This is a genomic window from Arcobacter siniprincipis (SeqCode) (genome assembly GCF_048571125.1).
In the GTDB taxonomy this organism is placed as follows: domain Bacteria; phylum Campylobacterota; class Campylobacteria; order Campylobacterales; family Arcobacteraceae; genus Arcobacter; species Arcobacter siniprincipis.
In genome coordinates, this window is the sequence record NZ_CP182343.1 from 1,172,392 (window position 1) to 1,198,792 (window position 26,401).

A 26,401-nucleotide genomic window follows, 5' to 3' on the forward strand; every position below is an offset into this window, starting at 1 on the left:
AGAAAAGACGATAGTTCTAACTTAAAATTTATAAAGTAATATATAGACACCAAACGATATTGCTACATCTACAGGAGCCGAATGTTTATTTTTCTTTTCGGAAAAGACTTGTAACTGTTTGAACAGAACAAATATGCTAAAGAGCATATTTTTATGTGAGTTTTACAAGTCAGAAAAGATAAATAATAAATGAGGGAAGCTTTGCCTCCGAAGCCGTAGTTGCTTTTGCTTACTTTTCGTCAATACATGCGGGAACGAAGTGACTAAATCCTGAAAGGTAAAAGTAAGAGAAGCGGAGAGGTTTACCTCTTCAAGAGAATAAACATAACAAAGTTTAGTTTTATTGGGTAAATACATGGGTAAACCATACATAAAATTTTAGAAAAATACTTTGAAAGTATATCAATACAGACAAATTAAAACCAATAATTAAAAGAAAAGCCTAAATAAAAGCTCTTCTTTTCTACAATAAACCAATATTATTTATGTAATAAATATCACTAATTTAAGGCTATTTTATATAAAATGTATTATTAATAAATAGTTGTCTGACAAAGTTACATTCTAGTAAATAGGAAAAGAAAAGTATGAAAAAATATTCTGATTGGCTTAAAATTGATTTGCATCTACATACTGACTTAAGTAAAAAAACTAAAGAAGATGATTATCAAGGTGATTTTTCTGTTGAAACCTTATATGAAAAATTAACAACAAACGATGTAAAAATATTTTCTTTAACTGACCATAACATAATAAATATACCTGCATATGAAAAATATTATGAAGATTACACTTCTGATGAAGACCCACTACTGCTTGTTGGTGTTGAATTAGATATTGAAGTCAGCACAAATAATGGACCAAAAACATATCATTCATTATTAATATTCAACTATAACACAATTGAAAAAGCAAAAGAGTTGAGTGAAAAACTTGAAGAAAAATATACTTTCAAAGGTTTAGGTGATAAAGAAAGAAAACTAACAATAGACGAAATTGTAGATTTATTTCCAGAAGATGATTTCTTCTTTATTCCTCATGCTGGAAATACTAAAAGTATCATTTCTGGGTACAGAGAAAATGTTGAAGATGCACAAAAAATGGTATTACTTATGCAAAGTGCATTTGAAAAAGTTCCAGAAAAAAATAGACAAAGATACAATGAAGGTTTTAATAGAGTACTTCATGAAGCTTTTCAAGCACAGGATGATATTGCATATATAGAATTTTCAGATAATCATAATATAAATCAATACCCTGCAACTCACAAAGGTGGTGCAGACTCTAAGATACACGAATTTTATTACATTAAGGGAAGCAAGAGCTATGAAACTCTAAGATTAGCCTTTATTGACCCTAAATCAAGAATAAAATCTACGAATCAATATAATGAAATTTTTCACTTAAATAATACTATAGAAAAATTAAAAATCAATAATGAGCCAAAGTTACAAAATAATGAAATTACATTCAGCCCACATCTAAATGTAATAATTGGTGGCAGATCAAGTGGTAAAAGTTTATTAATGAACTTATTAGGTACAAAAATTGATAAAGTTAGTACAGAAAATAAATATAAAATCAATAATACAAATATTCTTATAAAAGCTAAAAATGACTCTGATTATAAAACAAGTGCAAGTATCACAGAAAATTTAATATATATTAATCAAGGTGATATTGTCCACTATTTCGAAGAAAAAAAGCTAGAAGAACTGGCTATTAAATCAGGTAAAGAAGAAGATTATATAGCGAATAAAACATCTTTTACTGAACATAAAAATGAAATGTTTAGTATCCTTGATAATTTAATATCTTCATACGAACATACTTATGCTATTGGAAAAGAAAAAAAATATGAGCTACACAGACACACTATTGATAATATTTTTAGTGAAGAGTATGTGATTTTATTTGATAAAGAAAAACTAGAACGTAAATTTGATAAATCAACATTAATTCAAGAAAGTAAAGAACTAATTGAGAATATAAATAAAAATATAACTATATTTAAAGAAAGTGAAATTTTAGATATAACAGATGATGAAACAAATGTTATTGATACTTTTTCTAAGCTACTCGAAGAAAAGTCTTTACTAATTAGTAATAAAGATAAAAACAATATAAAGAAGTCTAAATTTATTAAATTAGTTAATACAAAAATCACTACTAAAAATGATGAATTATCATCAGGAGCACAAGAAAAAAGTCATGCGAATAATAATTTAAAACAACTAAAAACTGAGATAAAAGAACGATTTGTTAAAATGAATGATTTAAAACAAAAAAGTAAAATATTAGAAAACTTTGATTATGGAATGACAAAAAAAATAAATATTAATGACGGCGTTTTGTTAGTTTTAGAAGTTGAAAACAATGAAGAAGTTAAAAAATATCTATTAGATGGAATTAATAACTCTAACCTTGACAAGAGTATCTATTTAAACCTTGTTGACTTACTATTAGAAAAAAATAGCATTAAAAACTTAGGTTCAAATAGTTCAGAAAAATTAAAACAAAAATTTATTAAGCAACTTGAACTTATAAAAAATATGATGGATAGTCCTAAAGATTATTTAGAATATGAAGATGGAAATATATCTAAGGATAAAAGCCCTGGATATAACTCAGAAAAATATTTAGAAATAATTTTAAAAAATGATAACAATAGGTTTATTTTTATCGACCAACCTGAGGATAATTTAGGTAATAGGTTCATTGCAGATACATTAGTTAATATATTAAGAGAAATAAAGTTTAAAAAACAAATATTTTTAGTAACTCATAATCCTGCTGTTGCAGTATATGGTGATGCTGAGTGTATTATAATTGCTGAAAACAATGAAAATATAATCTCTTACAAACAAATAGTACTTGAAGACAAGGATGCACAAAAAGAAATTTGTAGCATACTTGATGGTGGAGAATATATATTTGATAATCGTTCTAGAAAATACAATATAAAAAGAATTTTAAATGAAAAAGGATAGGCATGAATGAAGAAATAAACTGTAGTTTAACTATTGATGAAGAGGCTCATAAAATAACCATATCTGAGTTAATTGAAAACAGTATAGAAATTGATTATTCAAGTGATATTGATTTTACATATTTAGTAACTGTTTTAACTGAAAAAATTGATGAAGACAAAAAGATTAATTTACCTTTTGAGGATGAAATTCATGATGAAAAACTACTTCTTATTATTAGCACAATTAAAGAGATTATTGAAATTTATAATACAAACTTAATTGAAAGTGAAGAAGATGAAGCAGTTGAAGATAATTAAATCAGACAACAAGTAGTAGTACACGAACAGTAAAGCTGTCTGAAAATAACTGTTAAAAACTATATCTCCATCTCCAAAGCAATAGGACAATGGTCACTTCCCATAATATCACTCATAATATAAGCATTTGAAATATGCTCTTTTAAGTCTTCACTTACATAAAAGTAATCAATCCTCCAGCCAACATTATTGGCTCTTGCATTTGCTCTGTAAGACCACCAGCTATAATTATCTGGTTCATCACCAATAACATGTCTTAATGTGTCTATGTACCCATGAGATAAGAACTTATCTATCCATTCTCTTTCCATTGGTAAGAACCCTGATGTACCTTCATTTGCTTTTGGTCTTGCTAAGTCTATAGCTTTGTGGGCTGTGTTTACATCTCCACATACTATTATTGATTTACCTTGTTTTTTTAAAGACTCACAATGATTTAGAAATCTATCGTAAAACTCCATTTTATATACAAGTCGCTCTTCTTTACTCTGACCATTTGGAAAGTATACATTAAAAAATGCAATATCTTTATCTCCTAAAGTAAAGTGAACCTCGTTGATTCTTCCTTCATCTAATACATCAACAGTAGGGCAAGTACATTCAAAAGTTATATCTATATCTGTAAATAGGGCTGTTCCTGAACGACCTTTTATCGCTGATTCACTTGCTGTTACATTTTTGAAGTTTTTTTCAAAGATAGTTTGGGGAATTTGTGTTTTCATTGATTTTGTTTCTTGTACACCTAAAAGATGAATTTCATGTTCATCTACCCATTTAAGTGCTTCTTTTTTATCAACTGCTCGTATACCATTTACATTCCATGATACAAATTTGTATTTACTCATTTAAAACCTTGTTTTCTATTTGATAGTAGATATATTTTTAAACATTAACAAAAGCATTTGCTTTTGTCAAGTTCATAAAATTATTTATCGTTTGTTTATAATATCTTTTTTGATTGTGTCAGTTATAGTTTTAGGTTCACATCTTTTTCTATGGTTAGCATCAACAAAAGCATATATTATTTCATAGTTTTTATTTACAATGTAAGTTCCAGGAAGTGGTAAATCATAAGTACCATTTCTATTTGCTTCTAATATATCTATTTTTTGTTTTTCATATACAGCGATTACTTCATTACTCAAAGTATAATTTATACCAAACTCTTTTGCTATAGTATTATTTTTGTCATAAAGAATATCAAATGTAAAAGAGTGTTTTTCTTTTAAGTATGAAGATTTATCTTGTGTTTGAGGACAAAGCGTGATTAAGGACGCATTAAAGATTTTTAATTGCGAAACAATTTTTTGCAAGGCAAGCAATTCTAAAATAGCATATGGAGACCAAGAGCCTTCAAAAAAACACAAAACAGTGTATTTATTTTTCTCAACAATATCTTTTATGTTGATAACTTTTCTATCTTGGTTGGAAATAGAGAACTCGGGAATTTTATTTCCTACTTTTAAAGCTTTGGTAAAACTGTCTGATTCTTCTAATTGTTTAATAGCATTATATAGAGTATCTTGAGTCTCTTTTGGGACTCTTCCTTGAAATTCTACTAAATAATCTTCTATATCTTTTTCTAGCGTAGGCATATAAGCTCCTTATGTGAAAAGAATATCTCATTTTTTCACAACAAATTATAAAATATTTTGTCAGCATTATAAAGAAAGGAAACTTTAACTTTATTTTATTATAGTACAAATTTACAACATTTTAAGGAATTCTTTTGAGTCAAGAAATAATTTTAGGGTTAATAACCTTTTTTACATCAACAATCGCAGGTGTTGTTGGACTTGGCGGAGGCATGATTTTAATAGCAGTTTTACCTTCTTTTCTGCCTTTAAATGCTTTAATCCCAGTACATGGTATAAGCCAAATGACAAGTAATCTAAGTAGAGCAGCCTTTGGATACAAAGATGTAAAATTTGAAGTGATACCAAAGTTTTTAATTGGTTCAATTGTTGGAATAAGCTTTTTCGCTTCAATTTTATATATTATTTCTTTAGAATATGTGCCTTTATTTATAGGAACTTATATTTTACTTTCTCTTTGGAGTAAAAAATTCAATGAAAAGCTAAGAAAATATGAAAATTATTATTTGCTTGGATTTTTCCAAACAGGGCTTTCAATAGTTGTAGGTGCAACAGGACCTCTTACTATGACTCTTTTACTAAAAGACTATGAAGATAAAGATATTGTAGTATCAACAGCTGCTGCCTTGATGAGTATTACTCATATTTTAAAAGTATTTGCTTTTATGATTTTTGGATTTGTATTTTTTGATTATATTGGAATCTTATTTGCCATGATTATAGGTGCTATTATTGGAAGTTGGACAGGGACAAAACTTCGAAATGTAATTGATGGTAAAAAATTTATTATGATACTAAAAGTTTTATTATCACTTTTAGCTGTAAAAGTAATAGTAAGTGCATTTATTTAAATAAGTGCACTTATAAACCTAAATCTTCCAATTCTTTTAAGTTTTTCTCTTCATCTTTTTCTATAGGTGTTTCTTTACTTGCTTTGAACTTCTTTTTTTCTTCTTTTGTACCTAAGTTGCTTAGATTGTTTGAGTTCATATTTGAAAAAGAGTTATTATTGCCGCTTAATGAATCACTATTCCCACCATGCATATCTATTTTTTGTGAGTTTGAATCTGAATAAGAATAATTAGCAAATAAGCTAGTAAAAAAAAATGTTGTAAGTATTAAAATGATTTTCATAGATTTTCCTTTTTAAACAAAATAATGTAAAACAAAAAGTATACATACCATTGATATAAGCGTTTGAACTGTAATGATTGACGACATCAATCCTATATCCCCACCTAGTTGTCTAGCTAAAATAAAAGATGAAGGTGCAGTTGGTAAAACACCAAATAAAACTAATATTGAAAGCATCATTCCATCTATTCCAAATATTTTACCAAAAATAAAAATTAAAATTGGGAAAATTAGGTGTTTCCCTATTATTGCAATGATCAATTCACTTTTTGAAGATTTAATCTCTTTTATTACAAGTCCAAATCCTACAGATAAAAGTCCCATTGGAAGTGCGGCATGACTAAGTATCTCTAAAGTATTATTTAAAACAAGTGGCAGATGAATCCCTAGAAAATTTATACCTCCACCAATAATACAAGCTACTATTAGAGGATTTTTGAAAATAGATTTTAACAAATAAATAAAATCTAATTTATCATTTGAAACATAAAGTGCAAATATTGTTATACACAAAATATTTATAAATGGAATTGCAAAGGTAAGTATGATTGCTGATAGTATTAAGCCTTCATTTCCAAAAATTGAGCCAGCTAAAGCTAAAAAAACATAAGTATTAAATCTAATTGAACCTTGTATAATAGAAGTAAAAGCACTAGGAGATGTTGGTTTGATTTTATTTACAATAATAAGTATAACCATTGTCAAAAATATTGCTAAAAGAGCAGAGCCCACAAATCCTAAACTATTATCTGAGTCTAAAGAAGCACTTGAAAGTTTATAAATTAAAAGTGAAGGCATCAATACATAATAAGTTAGTTTATCAGCTTGTGGCCAAAACTCATGAGAAGGGAATTTTATTCTTTTAAAAAAATATCCTATTAGAATAAGACTAAATACAGGAATGAGTGCTGAAAATATATGTATCATAAAAATTCTTTCTATTTAATATTGCATAGAATATTATCATATTAACCATAAATTATTAAGAAACCCACTTTAAAGCCTCCCCAAGATGATAAAATTTTTTTTTGCAAAAGGAGAACATAATGTTAGCAGAAATAAATACATTCCTAAATGACCTTATTTGGGGATCGATTTTAATTTACGTACTACCTATTCTTGGTATCTTTTTCACAGTAAGTTCTAGATTTGTACAATTTAGATACTTCTTTAAGATGTTTCACATTTTAAGAGAAACAGCTCATGATAAAGAAGGACATATTAGTTCATTTCAAGCTTTAATGTTAAGTGTTGCTGGTCGTGTTGGTGGTGGAAACATCGCTGGAGTTGCAGTTGCTATCACACTTGGTGGAGCTGGTTCTGTATTTTGGATGTGGGTTATTGGACTTGTTGGAATGGCAACAAGTTTCTTTGAGTGTTCATTGGCACAACTTTATAAAGAAAAAGATGGTATAGATTCTGGAGTATATAGAGGTGGACCTGCTTATTATGCAACTAAAGCATTAGGTCAAAGATGGTTAGGTGTTATCATTTCTATTTTACTTATGATTACATTTGGTTTTGCATTTAATGCAACTCAATCATTTATTATCTCAACTTCATTTGAAGCAACATTTGATATTCCTACTTGGATTTCAGGAATTGTTTTAACAATTGTTTTTGGACTTACAATTTTTGGTGGAGTAAAAAGAATTGCTAGAATGTCAGAAGTAATAGTTCCTGTTATGGCAGGAAGTTATTTACTTATTGCTCTTGTTGTTATTGTTTTAAATATAGGTGAAATCCCAGGTTTAATTAATATGATTATAACAGAAGCATTTAATCCAAGTTCTGCAATTGGTGGTGGTATTGGTGCTGTTATTTTACAAGGTGCAAAAAGAGGAATGTTTTCAAATGAAGCTGGTCTAGGTTCTGCTCCAAATGTTGCTGCAGTTGCTTATGTTGGACATCCAGTTCAACAAGGGATTGTACAATCATTTTCTGTATTTATTGATACAATTATTTTATGTTCTTGTACAGCATTTATTATTCTTTTATCAGGTGTTTACACTCCAGGTGAAGAAGGTGTTCAAGGTGTTTTATTAACTCAAAATGCCTTAATCGAACAAGTAGGACCATTAGGTGGTTACTTTGTTACAATCGCCTTATTCTTATTTGGATTTTCTTCAATGATTTATAACTATTATTTAGCTGAAAATAGTTTAAACTTCTTTAGTAAAGGAAATAAAACTGCCTTTAATATATTTAAAGTTATTTGTATAACTTTAATTATTTGGGGTTCATTTCAAGATTTAGGTTCAATTTTCTCATTTGCTGATTTATCAATGGGATTATTAGCAGTTATCAATATGACTGTAATTGCATTATTATATAAACCTGTTTTACAATTAATCAAAGGTTATGAAAGACAAGTAAAAGAAGGGAAAGTTCCTGTTCTTAGATATAATGATTACAATGAATTTAAAATCGATAAAGCTATTTGGAAAGAGATTGTTGATAATATTAACGATAAAAAATCATAAATAAAAAGTGTGAGTTAATTCTCACACTTTTCTTTTCAAGGAAAACAAGTGTTTAATAAAGATGGAATTCCATTTTTTATAATAATGATACCTTTTTTATGTATCATTTTTTGCGCATTTTTTATTAGTTCATACTATATGAAAGTCTCAGAAAAAAATTTTCAAGATGATGTGAAAATTCTAATTCAAACATATCCCAAAAAATATTTTAGTACCAAAGTAATACAAGAAGTTGTACAAGACAAAAAAGTAGTTTATGAAAAGAATAAATCAGATTTTTTATATTTTATAAAAGTTGTGACTTTATGTGTTTTGTGTTTTATGGCTTTATTTACTTTCCTTATGACTTCTATTGTAAAAGATATTGTCAACAAATACATGAGTAAAGTAAAAAATGAACAAAATAAATTAAAAAATCTAAATGAAACCTTATCTTCAAAAGTAGCTTTTGGAATAGAAGAAGGAAAAAGAAAAGATAAAGCAATCTTAGAACAATCAAAAATGGCAAAAGTTGGTTCAATGATTTCTATGATAGCTCACCAATGGAGGCAACCTTTAAGTGAATTGTCAGGTGTTTTGATGGAGTTAGAAACTGCAACAAGATTTAAGAAAGTCGATGAAAAACATATTTTAAATTCTATAGATAGAAGTAATGATATGATTGAATTTATGTCAAATACTATAGATGATTTTAGAAATTTTTATAAACCAGATAAGAAAAAAGAGTATTTTAATATAAGTGATGCTTGTAAAAAAGCTATAAATTTAGTAGATGCAACATTACATAATTTATCAATAGATTTAATATTTGATATAAAAAAAGATAAAAAAATATTTGGTTATCCAACAGAATATTCGCAAGTTATTTTAAATCTAATTAGCAATGCAAAAGATATATTAGTAGAAAAACAAATAAAAGACCCAAAGATTAATCTTACTATTACCTCAAGAGGTATGCAAAGCATAGTAACTATAAAAGATAATGCAGGTGGAATTGGTGAAGAAAATCTTGATTTGATTTTTGACCCTTATTATAGTACAAAAGATTCTTCTAAAGGAACAGGACTTGGTTTATATATTTCAAAATTGATTATTGAAAAAAACATGGGTGGTGAACTTAGTGTGCAAAATGATGAAGAAGGTGCTGTTTTTAAAGTAATAGTGTTAGGATAGATATGGATAATGAATTATTAAAAGAAAAATTAAAAGATATAAGTATTTTATGTGTTGAAGATGAAGATGGAATTAGAGAGTTTCTTGTAAGTACTTTGAAGTATTATTTTAAAGAAGTGTATGAAGCTAGAAATGGTTTAGAAGCTTTAGAAATGTATGAAGAATACAGACCTAAAATAATTTTAAGTGATATAGAAATGCCAAAAATGAATGGTCTTGATTTTGTAAAAAAAGTACGACAAAATGACATATCAACTTCTATTATTATGCTTACTGCTTATTCTAATGAAGAGTATCTTATGAATTTGATAAATTTAAATATTGACCATTTTATTTTAAAACCTTTAAATTCAAAAAAATTAAATGAAGCTTTGAATAAGTACATAGAAAGAAACTTTTCAGAGCAAATATCACTAAGTGAGAATTTAAAACTTGACTTATCAAAAAGAGAGTTGATTTTTGATGATTCTACAATAATTCCTTTACGAAAAAGAGAAAATGATTTTTTAAATCTTTTATATAAAAATAAAAATTCAATAACAACATACGAACAAATCGAGATAGAGTTATGGCAAGATAAAATTATGACAAGTCATGCTTTGAAGTCTTTTATAAAAGAGCTTAGAAATAAAATGCCAACAAATATTATTAAAAATATTTCACAAGCAGGATATATTTTAGAAAATTGAAAATATTAAATTTTTTGATATAATATTAAAAATTTCAAGAAAGATAGAGTATGCAGTTTTTTAAAACACATTGGAATAAAATCTTAATTTTGTGCTTTTCCATTGCAATAATATTTTTTGCCTTTTCATATATATTAGATATTAAAGGAAAGGAACTAGTTGATAAAAGTTTTAACCAATCTGTAATAGTCTTTGGTAGTGCAAAAGCTCTAAATGCTGTTATTTCACTAGCCCAAGGTACTGAGCTTGATTTGCCTTTTTTTACAGTTGCTATTGGGGAAGTTTTAGATCCTATAAATGACTTAATCGAACAATTCTCTTTAGTGATGCTTGCAAGTATGGTTTCCCTTGGTATTCAAAAAATCATGATGAATTTTGTAACTGCTGATATTTATAATTATATTTTGCTTTTTTCTGTGATTATTTTAAATTTTTGGATGTTTTATAGATTTACCAAAGATGATAGATTTAGAACACTATTTTTTAAAATCACAGTGATACTTATTTTCCTTCGTTTTGCAGTTCCTTTGATAGGTTTAGCCAATGATTTTGTTTATAACAATTTTGTAAAACAAGAATATAATATCCAAGAGTTAAATCAAGATATTGTAAAAGTCAAAGAAGATGTAAATGAAGTGACCAAAAATACAATAGAAAACAAAGAAGATAGTTCTTTTTTTACTAAAATCACAGAAAAATTTGACTCAAGTTATTATGATAAAAAAATAGAAGAGTATAAAAAAGCTGTGGATAAGTCAAGTGATTATATAGTAGCTTTAATTATCGCTTTTGTTTTTCAAACTATTCTTCTACCTATTATTTTCCTTTTTATTCTTTATCATTTTGTAAGAGGAATTTTTAATCTGGGGAAATAAGCTTTAAACTGTCCTTGTAAAATATTAAAATCTGTATCTTTTAAAAAGGACAATTTAATGATAGTATTCTTTTATATTTAAGATAAAAGGAATATTATGACAAATAGAATAAATTTAAAAAAATCAAATCCAACTATATTTAACAAAGTAATTGAATTAAATAATGAAGTTAAATTACTTATAAAAAAAGCAAATATAGAAGAGAGCTTTTTTCATCTTTTATTGTTAAGAGTTTCTCAAATAAATGGTTGTGCTTATTGTCTTAGAATGCATACTAAAGATGCACTTGATTGTGGTGAGAGTATAGAAAGAATAAGTGTCATACCTGCATGGAGAGAAACGCAATATTTCAACGAAAAAGAAAGAGCTAGTTTGTCTTTAGTTGAAGCTATAAGTAATATCACACAAGGACAAGTTCCCAATGAAGTTTATGAAGATGTAAAAGAGGTTTTAAACGAAGATGAAATTGCAGCTGTTGAATGGTCAGCAATCACAATGAATACATTAAATAGAATAGCAATAGCAAGTCGATATGAAGTTAAATAATAGTTAAAAGTTTTGTTGAGTTTGATTCTCAAAAAAAAGTAAAATGATGTTATGATTCTAAAAATTATTTTACACAAAGAGAAAAATTGAACTACAAAAAAGCATTACTTTTTCCATTTATTTTATTATTATTTATTGCTATTTTTTATAATTTTAAAAAAGAGATTAGTTTCTCTTTTTACCATTGGGAAAATAGCTATAATTTACAAAATAACCAAGAGAAACTTTATATAAAAGTTTTAGATATAAACTATTCAAATAAACTAGAAATAATAAAAACAAAATTTATAACTAAACCAACAAAAGGTTTTGTGCCTGTTATATATATCACAAATAAAGCTATGGGGCAGGAGCCTTTAAGTTTGATGGTAAAAAAGGTTTTAAATAACTTAAAAGATATACCTTATGCTTATGATGAAATACAAATTGATTGTGATTGGTCTCTTTCAACAAAGGCAAAATATTTTGATTTTTTAAGAGAAATAAAACTAAAAAGCAATAAAAAACTTAGTGTTACTATACGATTACATCAAATAAAATATGCAAAAAAAACTGGAATCCCACCAGTTGATTATGGAGTTTTGATGTATTATAATATGTCTGATATCGCAAATTTTAATACCAAAAACTCAATTTTAGATAATGATGTTGCAAGACAATATCATTATAATTTTGACATTTATCCCTTAAAATTAAAACTTGCCTTGCCTTTGTACTCTCAAGGTGTACAATTTAGAAATAAAAAAGCAATAGATATATTTGAGGGCTTAGAAAAAAAGGATTTTGCACAAAATTTTACTCTCATAAAGAAAAACTTTTATGAAGTAAATAAAAGCTTTTATTTTAAAGGTAGATACATCTATAAAGGGGATATTTTAAGGTTCGAAGATTCAAATTTTGAAGACTTAAAAGTAGCGATGGATGATTTTTTTGAGCTTGCAAAAAATCCTTTTTATGAGGTGATATTTTATACAATAAAATATAAAGACAAATATGATTTAAATAAATTAAAGTAAGAAGGAATATTTATAGTGTTTTTTAGAATAATATTTTTATGGGTGTTTTTGCACCACTTTTTGTTTGCCTGTGGAGGTGGCTTTTGGCCAGAGGATTATGAGTTTAAGTTTTTGCACAAAAGAGATTATGCTTTTTCCAATATACAAGATAATTTAAACTTCTCTTCTACATATAATAATATAGTTATGAACTCAGATAAAGAGGCAAAAAAAGAGAATCTAAAAGAGTGGCAAAAAGAGTTTGGAAAACAATACTCCCTCAAACAAATTGAAGAGTTTTTATATGATGGAAAAAATCTTTCATCAATAAAAAATAAACAGATAATAGATTATATAGATTTTGTAAATTTACAAGCACCTTTTGTAACTTCATGGAGAAACTATTATTTAAAGTATGGATATAAGGGCAGAAAATTAAAAGAATCAGATGTTGATTTACTAATAAATAAAGCTATATCAAATATACAAAGTACAAAATCAAAATATTTAAAACAAAGATACTTCTTTTTAGCATTAAGACTTGCACACTATTATAATAAAGATAATGCATATTCAATTTATACTGCAAATAAAAATTTATTGCAAGGAAGTGATTCTATTGTAAAAGATTGGATTCAGGGTTTATATGCTGGGATTTTGATAAAAAATGGTGAAAATGTAAAAGGTGTTTATGAATTCACTAAGTTATTTGATAAGTCTAAGTCAAATTGGTATTTGGCATTTTATAATTTTAACGGAATTAAAACAGACAAGGATTGGAATGATTTAGTCTCTATGGCAAAAGATAAAGATGAAAAAATCAAATTTCTTACTCTAAGAGCTTTAGATGCAAATGCAAATATTGTAGAAGAGCTTAAAAATATCGCAAAAATTGATGTTAATTCAAAAAATTATGACCTATTATTATTTAGAGAAGTTTTAAAATCACAAGACTTTTTTAATATTTATCCACAAGATTCATATTATGAAGTTAAACCTAAAAATATAGATAAATATACTCCTTTGGTAAATTATTTACAAACTGTATCAAAAGATAATATGTACACAGTTGATTTAGCTTTGGCATATTTCTCTTTTTATAAAGGAGATATCTCTTCTTCAAAAGATTACTTAGAAAAAGCATACAAAGAAGTAAAAGGTGATGATATTCACGAATTAAATGCTTTAGGCTATATCATTTATTTAAACGGCTTAAAAACTATTAATACAGATATTGAAAATAATATTGCAACTAGACTTGATAAACTGATGACTCAAAAGTGTAATAAGGACTCAATATTTAAATATACATTTTACAAAGTTAAAGATTTGTATAAAGAAAAAGGTGATGAGTTTAAATACTTTATTGCTTCAAACTACAGATACCTAAATATCAATAGTATAAATTTAGAAAAGTATCAAAAAATAGAAGCTCTAAAAAATAAAAAAGATAAATCTGGCTTAGAAAAATATATGCTAGAAAAGATTATCTTTAAGTATAAAGATTTTGATAAATCTTTACAAAAAGCCTATTTTAGTATTTTGATGAATAACTTAGAATTTGAAAAATTACTTAAAGAGTACCCTGATAAGTTAAATTATAAGTTGAGATTTAATATTTTTAATAACTTAATAGCTGGGAATAATAGAAGAGTATCTCCTACACAAATTACTTTGAAAGAGACTTTGGAAAAAATAATAAAAATCAAAGAGAATTTAAAGAAAAATCCAAATGATGCTATGAGTAATTATTTGTATGCAACTGCCTTGTATAACTTAAGTTATTGGGGGAATTCAAACTCTCTTACAACAGTTTATAGAAGTTCATACTCATTTAAAGAAAAAGAGTTGGAGTTAAGAAAAATAAACCTGTCAAACAAATATCTTTACAGAGCACTTGAAAACTCTACAAATAAAGAGTTTAAAGCAAAAGTAACATATATGTTAGCAAAAAATGAACTTACCTTGTATGATATTAAAAATGCCACAAAAAGTGAATACAATCAAGAAATAAGTTATAGAACTGACAATTGGTATTCGTTTGGATATGATTTTAAAAATATTCAAAGATATATGGTAAGTGGATATGGAAAATATTTTGATAAATTAAAAAATGATTTTGATGATACTTCTTATTATCAAGAGCTTATTAAAGAGTGTTCTAATTTAAGAAATTATCAAAGCACTTTAAAAAAAGTATATGACAAAGATGCTCTTGGGATTTCACTAACAGATCTTGAAAAAGAATTAAGTACTATGTATAAACAAAAAAAGACTCGTATTGCAAATAAGTATAATACAATCTTTTTTTGGAAGTTGATGGTTCAAGAACCAATCACAAATAAAACAGTTGAAAGCTATAACAATATCGCATATTATTTAGAAAAACTACATAGAGAAGAGTACTCTGTATTATTGTTAGAAAAGATATTAGAAAAATATCCAAATAGAGTTGTGGCTTATTATAATCTTGGTGATGCATATTGGTCACACTGGAAAAAAGACAAAGCTAAAAGTGCTTATAAAAAGTATATTGAACTTATGATAAAAGAGGGAAAAGAGAAGAAAATACCTAAAAAAGTAAAAGATAGAGTAGATATAAAAGATTAATTTTAAATCTACTTATTCTTCTTTTTTATTTTAAAAAGAAGAATACCTTTACCAGCATTTATTCTTAAATCATAGAGAGAATCTTTTTCTACAATAAATAAACTTTTTATAAAAAGTCTTATTTTTATATTTTCATTTTCCATATCAAAAATAGCTTTTTGATAGTTTGTCTTATCTAAATATTCTACTTTATCTTTGCGTAGTTCTTTTACAATAGCTTTTAAATCAAATTTAAAAATTTGCTTTTCTATGTTGATTGTCAATATGGAATTTTGCATAGAATAATTCAAAGACTTTGCTCCAAATTGCATAGATTTCTTAAGGGAATTAAATACTAAATCAGCCACATAATCATAACCTGTAGTTCTTATAGCAATGTTATTAAGAGAAATATTTTTTAAATATTTCGGTTGTAATAAAGTATATTTGTTTGTATATTGCACATTGATATATTTCAAAGCTTCTTCTTTAGATGATATATTTTTATCAAATAGTTTACTAAGAGCATTTTTACTTATATCTTTATTTACAAGATACTTGATTGTTTCACTGATTGCAATTTTTTGGGATGTGGGAAGCTCTTCTTTAGTAGCTATTACTTTATTATTTATATACATATTATTTTTGATCAATATAGTTTTAAGTCGATTAAGCTGAGAATTTATTGATATATCTTTAGCATTAAATGGACTAATTGATGTTACTAGGCTTAATAAAAAAAGTGAAATAAGAGCATTTTTTATACTAAAACTTTTTTTAATAAGTTCATATAAAAATAAATATGTAAACCAAATACTACACATGATTAATAAATATCTCAATACTGTAAATCCGTATTGTTCTACTCTTGTATAAATTGCTATATTTAAAAAAACTATAGGAACTATCATCAAATAGATGAAATATTTGTTTAAAAAGTTACTTATTTTATTGTGATTGTTTAATCCTACAAGTAAACTTTTTAATAAAATACCAATAGTCAAAAAAAGACATATAATGGTAGATAATTCACCTTTAGGTAACTCTTGTAAAAATATAATCTTTGCAAAATAAATATAAAGAATAGAAGCATAAATCAAAATTATTGGTGATAAGATATTTTTAATAAGTAGCAAAAATGCATTATCATATTTAAAATTTATAGTATTTAAAAAGTCATCTTTTAATATATTAGATAGGGCAAGAAGTGGAAATAAAACAGTGAAAATTGTTATTGCTATATCATAGTGATAAAGTTTATTAAAATGCATGTTAAATAGATATATTAGTGTGAAAATTATTGATTCAATTCCAGCAAATAATATGAGTGAGCTAAGTAGGGCAAAACTAATAGTTGAAAGTAATACTAGGTTGAATAATAAAATATCTTCATTGGAAGAATTTCTAAATAAAAAAGGTGCAAAACTTAAAAGTAAAAGAGTGCTAAGGAAAAATATAAATTCTGATTGAGTATATACAAATACACACAAAAATACAGCTAAAAAAGACAATACCCATACAATAGTTTTATATAATATAGATAATCTTTTTTTATAAAAAAATAGATGTATAGAAACTGAAATAATCATCATAAATAATGAATAATAAAATTCAGATGTTAAAGTAGTTCCTTTATGATTACCGTAAATTCCTAAGAATAGAGTAGTTCCCATAAATATAAATATTGAGGGGAACTTTGAAAATATATCCTTAGAGAACTGATTTTTTAACTTATGTACCAATGCCAACTTATTTTGCCTTTTCTATATTTGCTTTTTCATACCACTGTTTTGCAAGTTCTGAATTGCTTGTTATTGAACCTTTTCCTATTTCATATATTTTTGCTATGTATTTAGCTACATCTTTGTTTTTATCTAGTTCATATGATTTTTTATAGTACTCTAAAGCTTTATTCATATCTTTTTTTAGTATTTGTATATAACCTTCTTCATAATATTTAGCCATATAAACATAACAAACCCCTTCTCCTAAGGCAACACATTTTTTAAAATAGTCTATTGCTATAGCGTGATCTAATGTTTGACGATAGTATATTCCAAGTGTCATATAGGCTAGTGGATAACCCAATTTTGCTGATGCTTTATAATAATACATAGCTTTTCTATTGTCTATTTTACCAAACATTCCTGATTCATACATTTTTGCTATGAAATACTCTTTACCACCTGGTTTTTTGTTTTTTTCAATTTTATCTGCTTGTGCTAAAATAAGACCACTTTTTACATCACCTAGTTTGATGGCTTGATTTAGATAATTTCTAGCAAGTTTATTATCATTGATTTTATTTTGTTCATACAAATCTCTAAGAGTTAAGATATTTTTTTCTTTTATCTCTTTTGTTTCTATTTCTTCTCTTAGTTTTGTATACTCTTTATATAAAATAGGAGATTTACCAATGGCATTTCTTAGTTTAGATATAAGATATGGTTTGTTACTATTTAAGATAATTTTTTGCCATTTTCTATTTACTACTGCCACATCAGGGTCATAATAGCCATATGTATCTCCAGATGAAAAGGGACTAGTAGATTTCTTTTTAAAAGGTTTTATTACTAGTTCTATCATGGCATTTTCATTGCCTTTTTTTGCTAACTCATTTAATATTTTCATTGCTTTTTCTTTATCTCTATTGTTAAATAAATAATCAGCCAAAGCTCTTTTTGATTCGTTGAGGTTTAAAAGTTTTTTTTCTAAAGCAAGATATGCATCTTTATATTTTACATTTTTTAGATAAATCTCTAAAAGCTCTTTTGTGGCATCATAACTATCTAATAAAGCAGCTTTTTGTAAAAACTCAACGATTAGGTCTTCATTTTGTGTTGTTTTATATGGTTGAATTGTTTCATAAATCTTAGCTTTATTATAATAATATGAGATAGCTTTTGTATCATCAAGTTTTGTTACATCTGTAGTATCTATTTTTAAAGCTTTTTCATAAAACTTTTTACCTTCATCAGCTTTATATTTTTCATAAAAAAAATCAGCAGTTACTACAAGTAAATTATAATCATCTAAAGCATATATCTCATCTGCTTTTTCTTTGGCTTTTTTCATATCATATGTATTATATAAAGCATCTAGTTCTAAAATCTTATCAAGATCAGGTGCTTTAAAATTTAGTTGTTTTATAAGCTTACTTGATAATCTTGCCCTTATAAGTCTTTCGTATGATGTAGTTTTAGTATCTAATAAATACTTAGTATATAAACCAATTAGCCTTTGTTCTTTCGCACTTTTAATAGTATCATCAAAAATTTTCTTTATCTCTTTGTTATTTGTTACTTCTTCAAGTACTTGCTCAGTTGTTACATATGTATCAATCAACATATATACAGCTTCTTTGTTTCCAAGTTTAATGGCTTTATTTAAAAGTACTATATATTTTTTCGTACCATCAATAAACATATCTTGGTATTTACCATAAATATTTGCAAAAGCGATAATATCATTAGAGTTCTTACTTTTTAATACTAAATCATACCACTTTGTATACAAATCAACTCCCTCTTTTGTTTGAGGAAATAAGTAGATTTTATTTAACTCAATCATTGCTTGTACATCTTTTTTATTTGCTTTTTTTATGAGTGTTTGTTTACTTTGTACTTCTGAAGCATTAGCATATGTTGTTATTATAAATATATTAATAAGTATAAAAAATAGTATTCTCATTATTTAGCCCCTAGTTTTTTTAGTGTATTTTTTGCCTTGTTAATATTTGATTTTCTAAGCCATTGTTTTGCTAATTCTAAATTCTTTTTCACACCAGCTCCACCTGCTAAGTATATTTGACCAATATTATTAGCTGCATAATCATTTTTATTTATACTATATGCTTTTTTATAGTATTTTATGGCTTGGCTTAGATTTTGTTTTGTATCCAAACCTAAGTGATGGTAATAACCTACATAGAAATAACAACTAGGATTATCAAAAAGAGTGCATCTTTGAGTATATTTCATTGCTTCTTTGTAGTTCTTTTGCTCATGATATATTATTCTTAGTTTATCTATTGCTCTTGAAGATCCTGCATTAGCTGCTATTTCATAATATTCTATAGCTTTTTTTATATCTTTTGATTTGTAAAAAGAATAAGCCAAATCATTTATTGCTGAAATCTTTCCTTCACTTGCCAGTTTTTCAAGTATTTCATTAGATTTTACTTTATCTCTTTTATCAAATATATAAAAATTTGCCAAATCATTACTACTTTTTTCATCTCCTAATTTAGAAGCTGTTTCTAGATATTTTTCTGATAGTTTTTTATTTTTTCTTTTATAATAATTAGATAATTCTCTTAGTGTGTAGATATTTTGTTCTTTTATCTCTTTTTCTTCTAGTTTTTCTCTTAAATCTTTATATATATCATAGGTAATTATATTGTTTGAGATTGTAGTTCTTAGTTTAGATATCAAATAAGGTTTATTATCATTTATAATAAATTCTTGCCATTTTAGAGCTCCTTTTGAATCATCAAGTAAATAGTTAGTATTTTTTGGTATTGGCTTTGCGACTATTTTTATATTTGGATCTTCATATACTCCTTTTGCTGCAACACTTAGAATTCCCAAAATTCTTTCTTCTGAATCAGTAAGTTTTTCCTTTGAATCTCTTTTAATATCGTATCTAAATCCATTTCTTGGTTTCGTTGCTAGAGTTGCTATTGCATCAGCATTACCTTTTTTTGCTAACTCTTCTAAAAGTTGAATTCCTTTTGTTTTATTTATATACTCATAAAAAAAATCTGCTAGTGCTCTTTTTGATTCATTTAGTTTTAATGCTTTTTTCTCAAAAGCTAAATAGTCATCTAGATATTTTTTATCTTTTAGATATTTTTTTAAAAGATATCTTGTGGCAAGATACTTATCTTTTAAAGCAGCCTTTTTTAAATTTTTTATATCCATAGTGCTATATTCATTTGATTTTTTGATAACTATATCTTTTGGGTTTACTTTTTTAACTATTCTTTCATAGAACTTCTTTGGTTTTTCATAATTGTCAACTACACGGCTAAAGTCCATATCATTTTTATATTGATTAACAAAAATAATTGCCGCATTTTTATTGCCAAGTTTATCAGCTGCTTCTAAAAGGTCTATATATTTTAACTCACCATTTATAAACATACTTTTGTATTCATTATATACTTTTGCAAAGCTCAGTAGATCTTTTGAACTCTTATTTTTTAATACAAGGTTATACCACTTTTTATAAAACTCAAAACCCTCTTTTGTTTGAGGGAATAAATATATTTTATTAAGCTTAATCATAGCTTGGATATTTCCCTTATTTGCTTTTTTGATAAGTGCTTCTTTACTTGATATTTCTGAAGCATTTGTATAAGTTGTAAATATAAATAGATTAATTAATATAAATAAAATTATTTTCATTTCTTATTTTCCATTCTTTTTAGTGTTTTTTTTACTACTTTCATTGAGTAAGTCTTCATATGTCTGTACTTTTTTTGGTACAACTTTTTTATACCAATTCTTACCTTCTTTTTCATTTTGATAGATATCTTCAAGAGCAGAATATGCTCCTGAACTTCCTAATTCAGAAGCTTTTTTATAGTATTTTATCGCCTTTTTTTTGTCTCTTTTTACGATTTTCCCAATTTTATAAGTTCCGCCTAATCTATAAAGTAAGTTTGCATTTTTATCTTCTATTGCTTTATTGATATAAATTTCGCCTTGTTCTTGATTATAAGTAGGACAATCAGGACAAATGTAATAAACAATAATATCTTCTAAAGCACTTTTATCACCATTTTCATATGCTTTTTTATAGTAGTATAAAGATTTATTTACATCTTCTTTTGTATTACCTGATGGTGCATAACTATATGCAGTTCCCAACTCTTTATAAGCTTTTATATCGCCTTGTTTTATGAGTTCATTGTATATTGCTATTCTTTTTTTAGATTCTTTCTTATCGTAGTAGTTATACTTATTCGCAAGAAGATATTTACTTTCAACATCGCCAAATGAAGCAGCTTTTTGTAAATAAGGTATTGCCTCATCTTTTTCGATATTAGTGCTAAATTTTGTATTTTTGGCTAACTCTTTGAGTACAGTGATATTATTGTTTTCAATTTGTTTTTGAATGATTTTGTTTTTAAACTCAATATCTTCTCTATAAACAAGATATGGTTTTAACATCTCTTTTAAATAGACTTGATCACTATTTAAAACAAAGTTTTTCCACTTATCGATGAGGGCATCTTTTTCAGGATTAAACTCTTTACTTTTATAACTTCGTGCTAAACTTATAATAGCTTGGCTATTATTTTTTTGTGCTAGTTCATTTAAAAGTGTATCACCTTCAGTGATTCGATTTTGTTTATAGTAAAAGTCTGCCAATGCTCTTTTTGATTCATTTAGCTTTAGAATTTTTTGTTTTAAATCAAAATATGCTTGAGTATTTTTTTCTTTTACAAAGATTTCCAATAGTTGTTCTGTTGCTTTATAATTATCTAACAAAGCAGCTTTTGTAAGATGAAATATGATTTGTTCTTTGTATTTATGTTTTGAGGTATCAATTATTTTATACTCATTTGCTAAGTTAAAATGTGCAAGGGAATCTTTATCATTTAGTTTTACAGCTTTTTCAAGGTATGCTTTTGCTCTGTACCATCTTGCATCATCAAATAGTACATTTGCCATACCTGATATAAGTTTTGGATTATTTGAATTTATTGTATCTTTTATTATCTCATTGTATTCAAGACCTTTTTCTCTTGGATGTAAATATATAAGATGTGTATAAAAAAGCTTATCATTTAGTGATAATGAATTAAAATACTCTTTATTAGTCTTTGTGATTACTTTTTCTATCTTCTTCGCTTCATCTTTTTGACGAGTAAATAGATATATATTATGAAGTGTTATGAGTTTATCTTGATTCTTTTCTTTTATGATTTTTTCTGATATTTTTTTGAGTTTGTCATATTGCTTGTTTCGAATAAGATGAGAAGACAATTTGTATAAAGCTTTTTGACTTCCTAAATCTACAGCAGCTTCTAATATTTTTTCATATTTTTCATCTGCGTTTATAAACATCTTTTCATATTTAGTAAAGATAGGATAAAACTCCATAATATCTTCAGCATTATTGTTTTTTAAAACAAGAGGGTACCATTTATTGTATAACTCTAAGCCTTCTTTAGTCTCAGGAAATAAATAGACTCTATTTAACTCTATCATAGCTTTTATATCACCCTTATTTGCCTTTGATATAAGAGTATTCTTTTGCGTTGTTGGTATGATTGTAGAGTTAGTTTCAAGATTATTATTTGCACAACTTGCGAATAATAATACTATTAAGAATAAACTTATAACTTTTATTTTATTCATTATTTTCCTTCATCTCTTGAAGCACTTTATTTGCTTCTTTTGTATTTGCTTTTTTTAACCAATATTTCGCAAGTGTTAGGTCTTTTTTTACTTCACCATCTCCATCTTTATAGATAAGACCTATATTATAAGCAGCTGTTTCTTCATTTGCTAAATTATATGATTGGGTGAAGTAATAAATAGCTTTTTTCACATCTTTTTTCACTCCATTTCCTGTAGTATAAAGCCAACCTAGATTAAAGTTATATTTAACTATACCTTCATCTACTAATTTTTGGGCATAGAATTTAGCTTTTTTATAATCAATTAGTTCCTTAGTACTTTTACAACTTTCACACATAAAAATACGAGCTAATGTTTCCGTAGAACTTCTATCTCCTAAAGAAGAGGCTATTTCATAATATTTTACTGCTTTTGTTTTATCTTTTGAAGTTAAATCATAATGTAAAGCTGTTTTAATTGCAGCAGTTCTATCTCCTTTTATTGCTAATTCTTCTAAGGTTTTTATAGCAAAAAGAATGTCTTTTTTTGTATTTTTTTGTCGATATACTTTTATAAGCTCATAAGTACTACTTACATCACCAAAATTCACGGCTTTTTGTAAGTACTCAATCGCTTTTATTGGATTAGAGTTTTTCAAATCTCTATATAATCTTCTAAGAGTAAAAATATTGTCATTTTTTAAATCAATATTTGTAATAGCATCTTTTACTTTATCAAATGATTTACTATCTTTGTATTTATAAGAAAATAGAACTTTTTTAAATCTTTTTTGTAAAGCTGGGTTATTACTATTTAAAATATACTCTTGCCATTTTTTTGTATCTTCATCTCTTTTGAGGTCTGGTTGATAGGTATAAGGAACTCTTGTAGCTAAATGAACTATTGACTCTTCATCTCCATTCATCGCAGCTTTTGTATAGTAGTTTTCGATTTTATCATCAGGAGTAAAAAAACTTCCACTTGATGAGTTTGCCAATATTCTATTTCCTTGAGTTGTTTTACTTAACTTCTCAATCAAAAGTTCATAATCATTTTTAAAATATTTTTCTTTTGAATATACTTTTAATAATTTGCCATATGCTTCACTTTGTCCATATTTAATTGCTTCTTTTAGATTTGAAATTATCTCTTCTTGATAATCTTTATACTTCTCATCTTTTCCACTTAAAACTCTATGTTGAGAAGCCATTTTGTCATATAAATTTGCATATTCTAAATATGTATCTGCATCATCATTTTTAAGAGAAATTGCTTTTTTGAAAAATAGTTTTGATTTTTCATACTCTCTTCTAATTTTCAAAATATTAGCTGTTGTAACAATTTTTTCATATTCATTAGATGCTAAGATATCATTAAGTATTTTACTTACTTCCTCTTTTTTTAAGTTACGGAAATTTTTAAATCTCAAGAATTTTTTAGTAACAGGTATTGAATAACCTTTTTGTACTATTATAGTCTCTATTTTTTTTACATCTTTTTCTTTATTCATATTTAAATACAAATCATAAATCTTTGTCAAATCTTCTTTTGAAGCATTTAATAAAATTTTTGATTGGGTATCTTTTATCTTTTTATGGTCATAATCATATAGATATATTTGTAAAAGTTTAAATAAAGGCTTCTTGAACTTTTCATTTGCTGCTGCTTCTAAAAGGGCTACATACTTTTCTTTTCCACTTATAAACATATCTTTGTATTCATAAAAAACTTCTGCAAAAGCCATAATATCGCTTGAATTTTTACTTTGTAAGACAAGTGGGTACCATTTATTATAATAGTCAAATCCCTCTTTTGTTTCTGGGAAAACAAATTTCTTATTTAATTCAATCATTGCTTTAATATCACCCTTATTTGCTTGTGATATTAGTTCTTTTTTGTTTGATTTTATACTTAATTGTGTTTTAGCCAAGGGTAATTTATTTGAACACCCAGTTAAAGTAAGTAAAATAATAGTAATTGAAAATAATAATAATTTCATTGTTTTCCTTTGTTAATATAAATCTGCTGATATTATTATAATTGTTCTTAGAAAAATATTTTGAACGACTTTTTTGGATAAAGAATAGTTAAATTCGCACTTTATAATAATGATTTTACTTTTATTTTTTAATTAAAAAAAATTATTTTTTCTACTCTTGTGGTTATTCAAGTGTTTCTTTCTTTATTATATAGTTTAAGAAGTATCATAAAATTACCCCATTACTTTATAGGGAACAAAACTTATAAAATAAGTCCTTTTTCTTATACTTTTACTTCTTGGATTGACTTATAATCTTCATAAATAAAATAAAGGATTATTATGAAATCAGATAGATATAAAAGAGGTTGGGAGAAGTTAAAAGAAGTAGATGGCAGTGCAGGGGAAAAGGTAATTGAGTCATTGAAAGATATTGCCCCAGAGTTTGCAGATTTGCTTATTGAGTTTCCTTTTGGAGATATTTACACAAGAGAAAAATTAGATTTAAAGTCAAGAGAAATTGCAACTATTGCAGCACTTACAGTTATGGGAAATGCATCAGCACAGTTAAAAGTGCATATTCATGCAGGACTAAATGTGGGTTGTACTAAAGAAGAGATTATAGAAGTGATTATGCAAATGGTAGTTTACGGAGGTTTTCCTTGTGCTTTAAATGCCCTGTTTGCTGCAAAAGAGGTATTTAATGAAAATTGATATTAAAATAAGAGTAAATATTTTTATGCAAAAAAAAGTATAATTAATCATGATTATTACCTTACCCAATTATATTTTTGAAAATAAAGATTTATATCAAATAATACATGATGATAGTGTTATAGTAGCAAAGTCATCAACATATAAAAAAGATAAAATCTCTTTAAGAAACAGTATGCATTTAGCTATTTTATTAATAAGTGGTGGAAAAATCTTACATCTTAATGATGATGACATAAGTATAGATACTAGTGATATAGTTTTTCTATCTCAAGGCAATTATTTTATGGGTGAAATTCTTGGAGATAGAAATGACTTTGAATCTATATTGATATATTTTGATGACGAATATGTTTTTAATTTTATAAAAAGATACAATATTACTATTGATACACTCGCACAAAATGGAATTTTATCTTTTAAAAGAGATGAATTTATAAATAGTTGTGCTCAAACAATAAATCAATATTTTTTAACAAATATAGATAATAGTCTTGACTTAGTAAAGTTAAAACTTGATGAAATTTTTTTATACTCCCTTTCAAAAGATAAAGAAAAATTTACAGCTTTTTTAAATAAGATAGTACAAACTAAATCTTCACGGATAAAATATATTTTAGAAGAGAATCTTGATATCATAAATAATATTGATGATATGTGTAAACTCACAAGGCTTAATTCAAAAGCCTTAAGAAAAGAGGTAAATAGACTTTATAATCAAAATCCTAAAGAGTGGTTAGATGAAAGAAGGCTCTCTTTTGCTGTTCTGCTACTTAAAAATACTCAAAAAAGTGTCTCTCAAATAGCAACTTCATGTGGATATTCAAGTGTCTCTTGGTTTATAATACAATTTAAAAAATATTATAAAACTACCCCTTTATTCTATAGGGAACAAAACTTATAAGATAATCATCTTTTCTTATACTCTAAACTCTCAAATTTATTTATAATACTCAAAATTAAAAAAGGAGTTTTTTTAATAAAGTTGT

The 26,401-nt window shown here is 25.9% G+C and carries 21 protein-coding genes; 12 read left to right on the forward strand and 9 right to left on the reverse strand.

The genetic code is table 11. The annotated features are described in order from the left end of the window. Window positions 1–587: 587 nt before the first annotated feature. Both ACNI3D_RS06085 and ACNI3D_RS06090 read left to right on the forward strand, forming a co-directional pair. A complete protein-coding gene (locus ACNI3D_RS06085; protein WP_419768622.1) occupies window positions 588–2,990 on the forward strand; it encodes a hypothetical protein in 2,403 nt (800 codons plus the stop codon). 2 nt (window positions 2,991–2,992) lie between these two features. Continuing rightward, window positions 2,993–3,289, forward strand: coding sequence for a hypothetical protein (locus ACNI3D_RS06090; protein ID WP_419768623.1), 297 nt, complete (start codon window positions 2,993–2,995; stop codon window positions 3,287–3,289). 59 nt (window positions 3,290–3,348) lie between these two features. On the opposite strand, the gene ACNI3D_RS06095 is transcribed toward ACNI3D_RS06090, so the two are convergent. Together ACNI3D_RS06095 and ACNI3D_RS06100 are read right to left on the reverse strand one after the other, a co-directional pair. Continuing rightward, window positions 3,349–4,134, reverse strand: coding sequence for an exodeoxyribonuclease III (locus tag ACNI3D_RS06095; protein WP_419768624.1), 786 nt, complete (start codon window positions 4,132–4,134; stop codon window positions 3,349–3,351). 84 nt (window positions 4,135–4,218) lie between these two features. Further along, the gene (locus ACNI3D_RS06100) at window positions 4,219–4,884 is read right to left on the reverse strand and encodes a redoxin domain-containing protein (protein WP_129101194.1); all 666 of its coding nucleotides are present in this window, start codon (window positions 4,882–4,884) and stop codon (window positions 4,219–4,221) included. Between the two features lie 134 nt (window positions 4,885–5,018). On the opposite strand from ACNI3D_RS06100, the gene ACNI3D_RS06105 reads away from it, so the two are divergent. Next, complete coding sequence (locus ACNI3D_RS06105; RefSeq protein WP_129101195.1) at window positions 5,019–5,735, forward strand: sulfite exporter TauE/SafE family protein; 717 nt, start codon at window positions 5,019–5,021, stop codon at window positions 5,733–5,735. Window positions 5,736–5,745: 10 nt separating this feature from the next. Here the strand turns inward: ACNI3D_RS06105 and ACNI3D_RS06110 are convergent, their stop codons facing one another. Both ACNI3D_RS06110 and ACNI3D_RS06115 read right to left on the reverse strand, forming a co-directional pair. Next, entirely contained in the window at window positions 5,746–6,018 is a 273-nt protein-coding gene (locus ACNI3D_RS06110) for a hypothetical protein (RefSeq protein WP_419768625.1), read from the reverse strand. A gap of 12 nt (window positions 6,019–6,030) precedes the next feature. Beyond that, window positions 6,031–6,945, reverse strand: coding sequence for an AEC family transporter (locus tag ACNI3D_RS06115; RefSeq protein ID WP_419768626.1), 915 nt, complete (start codon window positions 6,943–6,945; stop codon window positions 6,031–6,033). Between the two features lie 119 nt (window positions 6,946–7,064). Here ACNI3D_RS06115 and ACNI3D_RS06120 point away from each other — a divergent pair, with 119 nt between their 5' ends. The 7 genes from ACNI3D_RS06120 to ACNI3D_RS06150 all read left to right on the forward strand — a co-directional run bounded on the left by ACNI3D_RS06120 (window position 7,065) and on the right by ACNI3D_RS06150 (window position 15,389). Next, window positions 7,065–8,501 carry an alanine/glycine:cation symporter family protein gene (locus ACNI3D_RS06120; protein WP_129101198.1) on the forward strand — a complete coding sequence of 479 codons (1,437 nt, stop codon included), beginning with the start codon at window positions 7,065–7,067 and terminating at the stop codon, window positions 8,499–8,501. Between the two features lie 48 nt (window positions 8,502–8,549). After that, on the forward strand, window positions 8,550–9,674 hold the full coding sequence (locus ACNI3D_RS06125; protein WP_419768627.1) for a sensor histidine kinase: 1,125 nt from the start codon (window positions 8,550–8,552) through the stop codon (window positions 9,672–9,674). A 2-nt stretch (window positions 9,675–9,676) separates the two neighbouring features. Further along, entirely contained in the window at window positions 9,677–10,363 is a 687-nt protein-coding gene (locus ACNI3D_RS06130) for a response regulator transcription factor (RefSeq protein WP_129101200.1), read from the forward strand. A 50-nt stretch (window positions 10,364–10,413) separates the two neighbouring features. After that, window positions 10,414–11,238 carry a hypothetical protein gene (locus tag ACNI3D_RS06135; protein ID WP_419768628.1) on the forward strand — a complete coding sequence of 275 codons (825 nt, stop codon included), beginning with the start codon at window positions 10,414–10,416 and terminating at the stop codon, window positions 11,236–11,238. Window positions 11,239–11,334: 96 nt separating this feature from the next. Beyond that, window positions 11,335–11,784 carry a carboxymuconolactone decarboxylase family protein gene (locus ACNI3D_RS06140; protein ID WP_419768629.1) on the forward strand — a complete coding sequence of 150 codons (450 nt, stop codon included), beginning with the start codon at window positions 11,335–11,337 and terminating at the stop codon, window positions 11,782–11,784. Between the two features lie 86 nt (window positions 11,785–11,870). Next, a complete protein-coding gene (locus ACNI3D_RS06145) occupies window positions 11,871–12,800 on the forward strand; it encodes a hypothetical protein (protein WP_419768630.1) in 930 nt (309 codons plus the stop codon). A 15-nt stretch (window positions 12,801–12,815) separates the two neighbouring features. Then, window positions 12,816–15,389 (forward strand): tetratricopeptide repeat protein, encoded by a 2,574-nt coding sequence (locus tag ACNI3D_RS06150; protein WP_419768631.1) that lies wholly within the window; start codon window positions 12,816–12,818, stop codon window positions 15,387–15,389. 8 nt (window positions 15,390–15,397) lie between these two features. On the opposite strand, the gene ACNI3D_RS06155 is transcribed toward ACNI3D_RS06150, so the two are convergent. Genes ACNI3D_RS06155 through ACNI3D_RS06175 form a run of 5 tightly spaced genes read right to left on the reverse strand, consistent with a single transcriptional unit; the run spans window position 15,398 to window position 24,719 of the window. Further along, window positions 15,398–17,116 carry a DUF4153 domain-containing protein gene (locus tag ACNI3D_RS06155; RefSeq protein ID WP_129101205.1) on the reverse strand — a complete coding sequence of 573 codons (1,719 nt, stop codon included), beginning with the start codon at window positions 17,114–17,116 and terminating at the stop codon, window positions 15,398–15,400. A gap of 1 nt (window position 17,117) precedes the next feature. Further along, window positions 17,118–19,058, reverse strand: coding sequence for a tetratricopeptide repeat protein (locus ACNI3D_RS06160; RefSeq protein ID WP_419768632.1), 1,941 nt, complete (start codon window positions 19,056–19,058; stop codon window positions 17,118–17,120). Further along, window positions 19,058–20,776, reverse strand: coding sequence for a tetratricopeptide repeat protein (locus tag ACNI3D_RS06165; RefSeq protein WP_419768633.1), 1,719 nt, complete (start codon window positions 20,774–20,776; stop codon window positions 19,058–19,060). Before ACNI3D_RS06165 ends, ACNI3D_RS06160 begins: the two co-directional genes overlap by 1 nt. A gap of 3 nt (window positions 20,777–20,779) precedes the next feature. Beyond that, window positions 20,780–22,738: an SEL1-like repeat protein gene (locus ACNI3D_RS06170; protein WP_419768634.1), complete on the reverse strand. Its 1,959-nt coding sequence runs from the start codon at window positions 22,736–22,738 to the stop codon at window positions 20,780–20,782. Then, window positions 22,731–24,719, reverse strand: coding sequence for a tetratricopeptide repeat protein (locus ACNI3D_RS06175; RefSeq protein WP_419768635.1), 1,989 nt, complete (start codon window positions 24,717–24,719; stop codon window positions 22,731–22,733). The genes ACNI3D_RS06170 and ACNI3D_RS06175 overlap by 8 nt, the downstream gene beginning before the upstream one ends. Window positions 24,720–25,040: 321 nt before the next feature. Here ACNI3D_RS06175 and ACNI3D_RS06180 point away from each other — a divergent pair, with 321 nt between their 5' ends. After that, on the forward strand, window positions 25,041–25,412 hold the full coding sequence (locus ACNI3D_RS06180) for a carboxymuconolactone decarboxylase family protein (protein ID WP_419768636.1): 372 nt from the start codon (window positions 25,041–25,043) through the stop codon (window positions 25,410–25,412). Between the two features lie 49 nt (window positions 25,413–25,461). After that, complete coding sequence (locus tag ACNI3D_RS06185) at window positions 25,462–26,316, forward strand: helix-turn-helix domain-containing protein (protein ID WP_129101211.1); 855 nt, start codon at window positions 25,462–25,464, stop codon at window positions 26,314–26,316. Window positions 26,317–26,401: the final 85 nt, after the last annotated feature.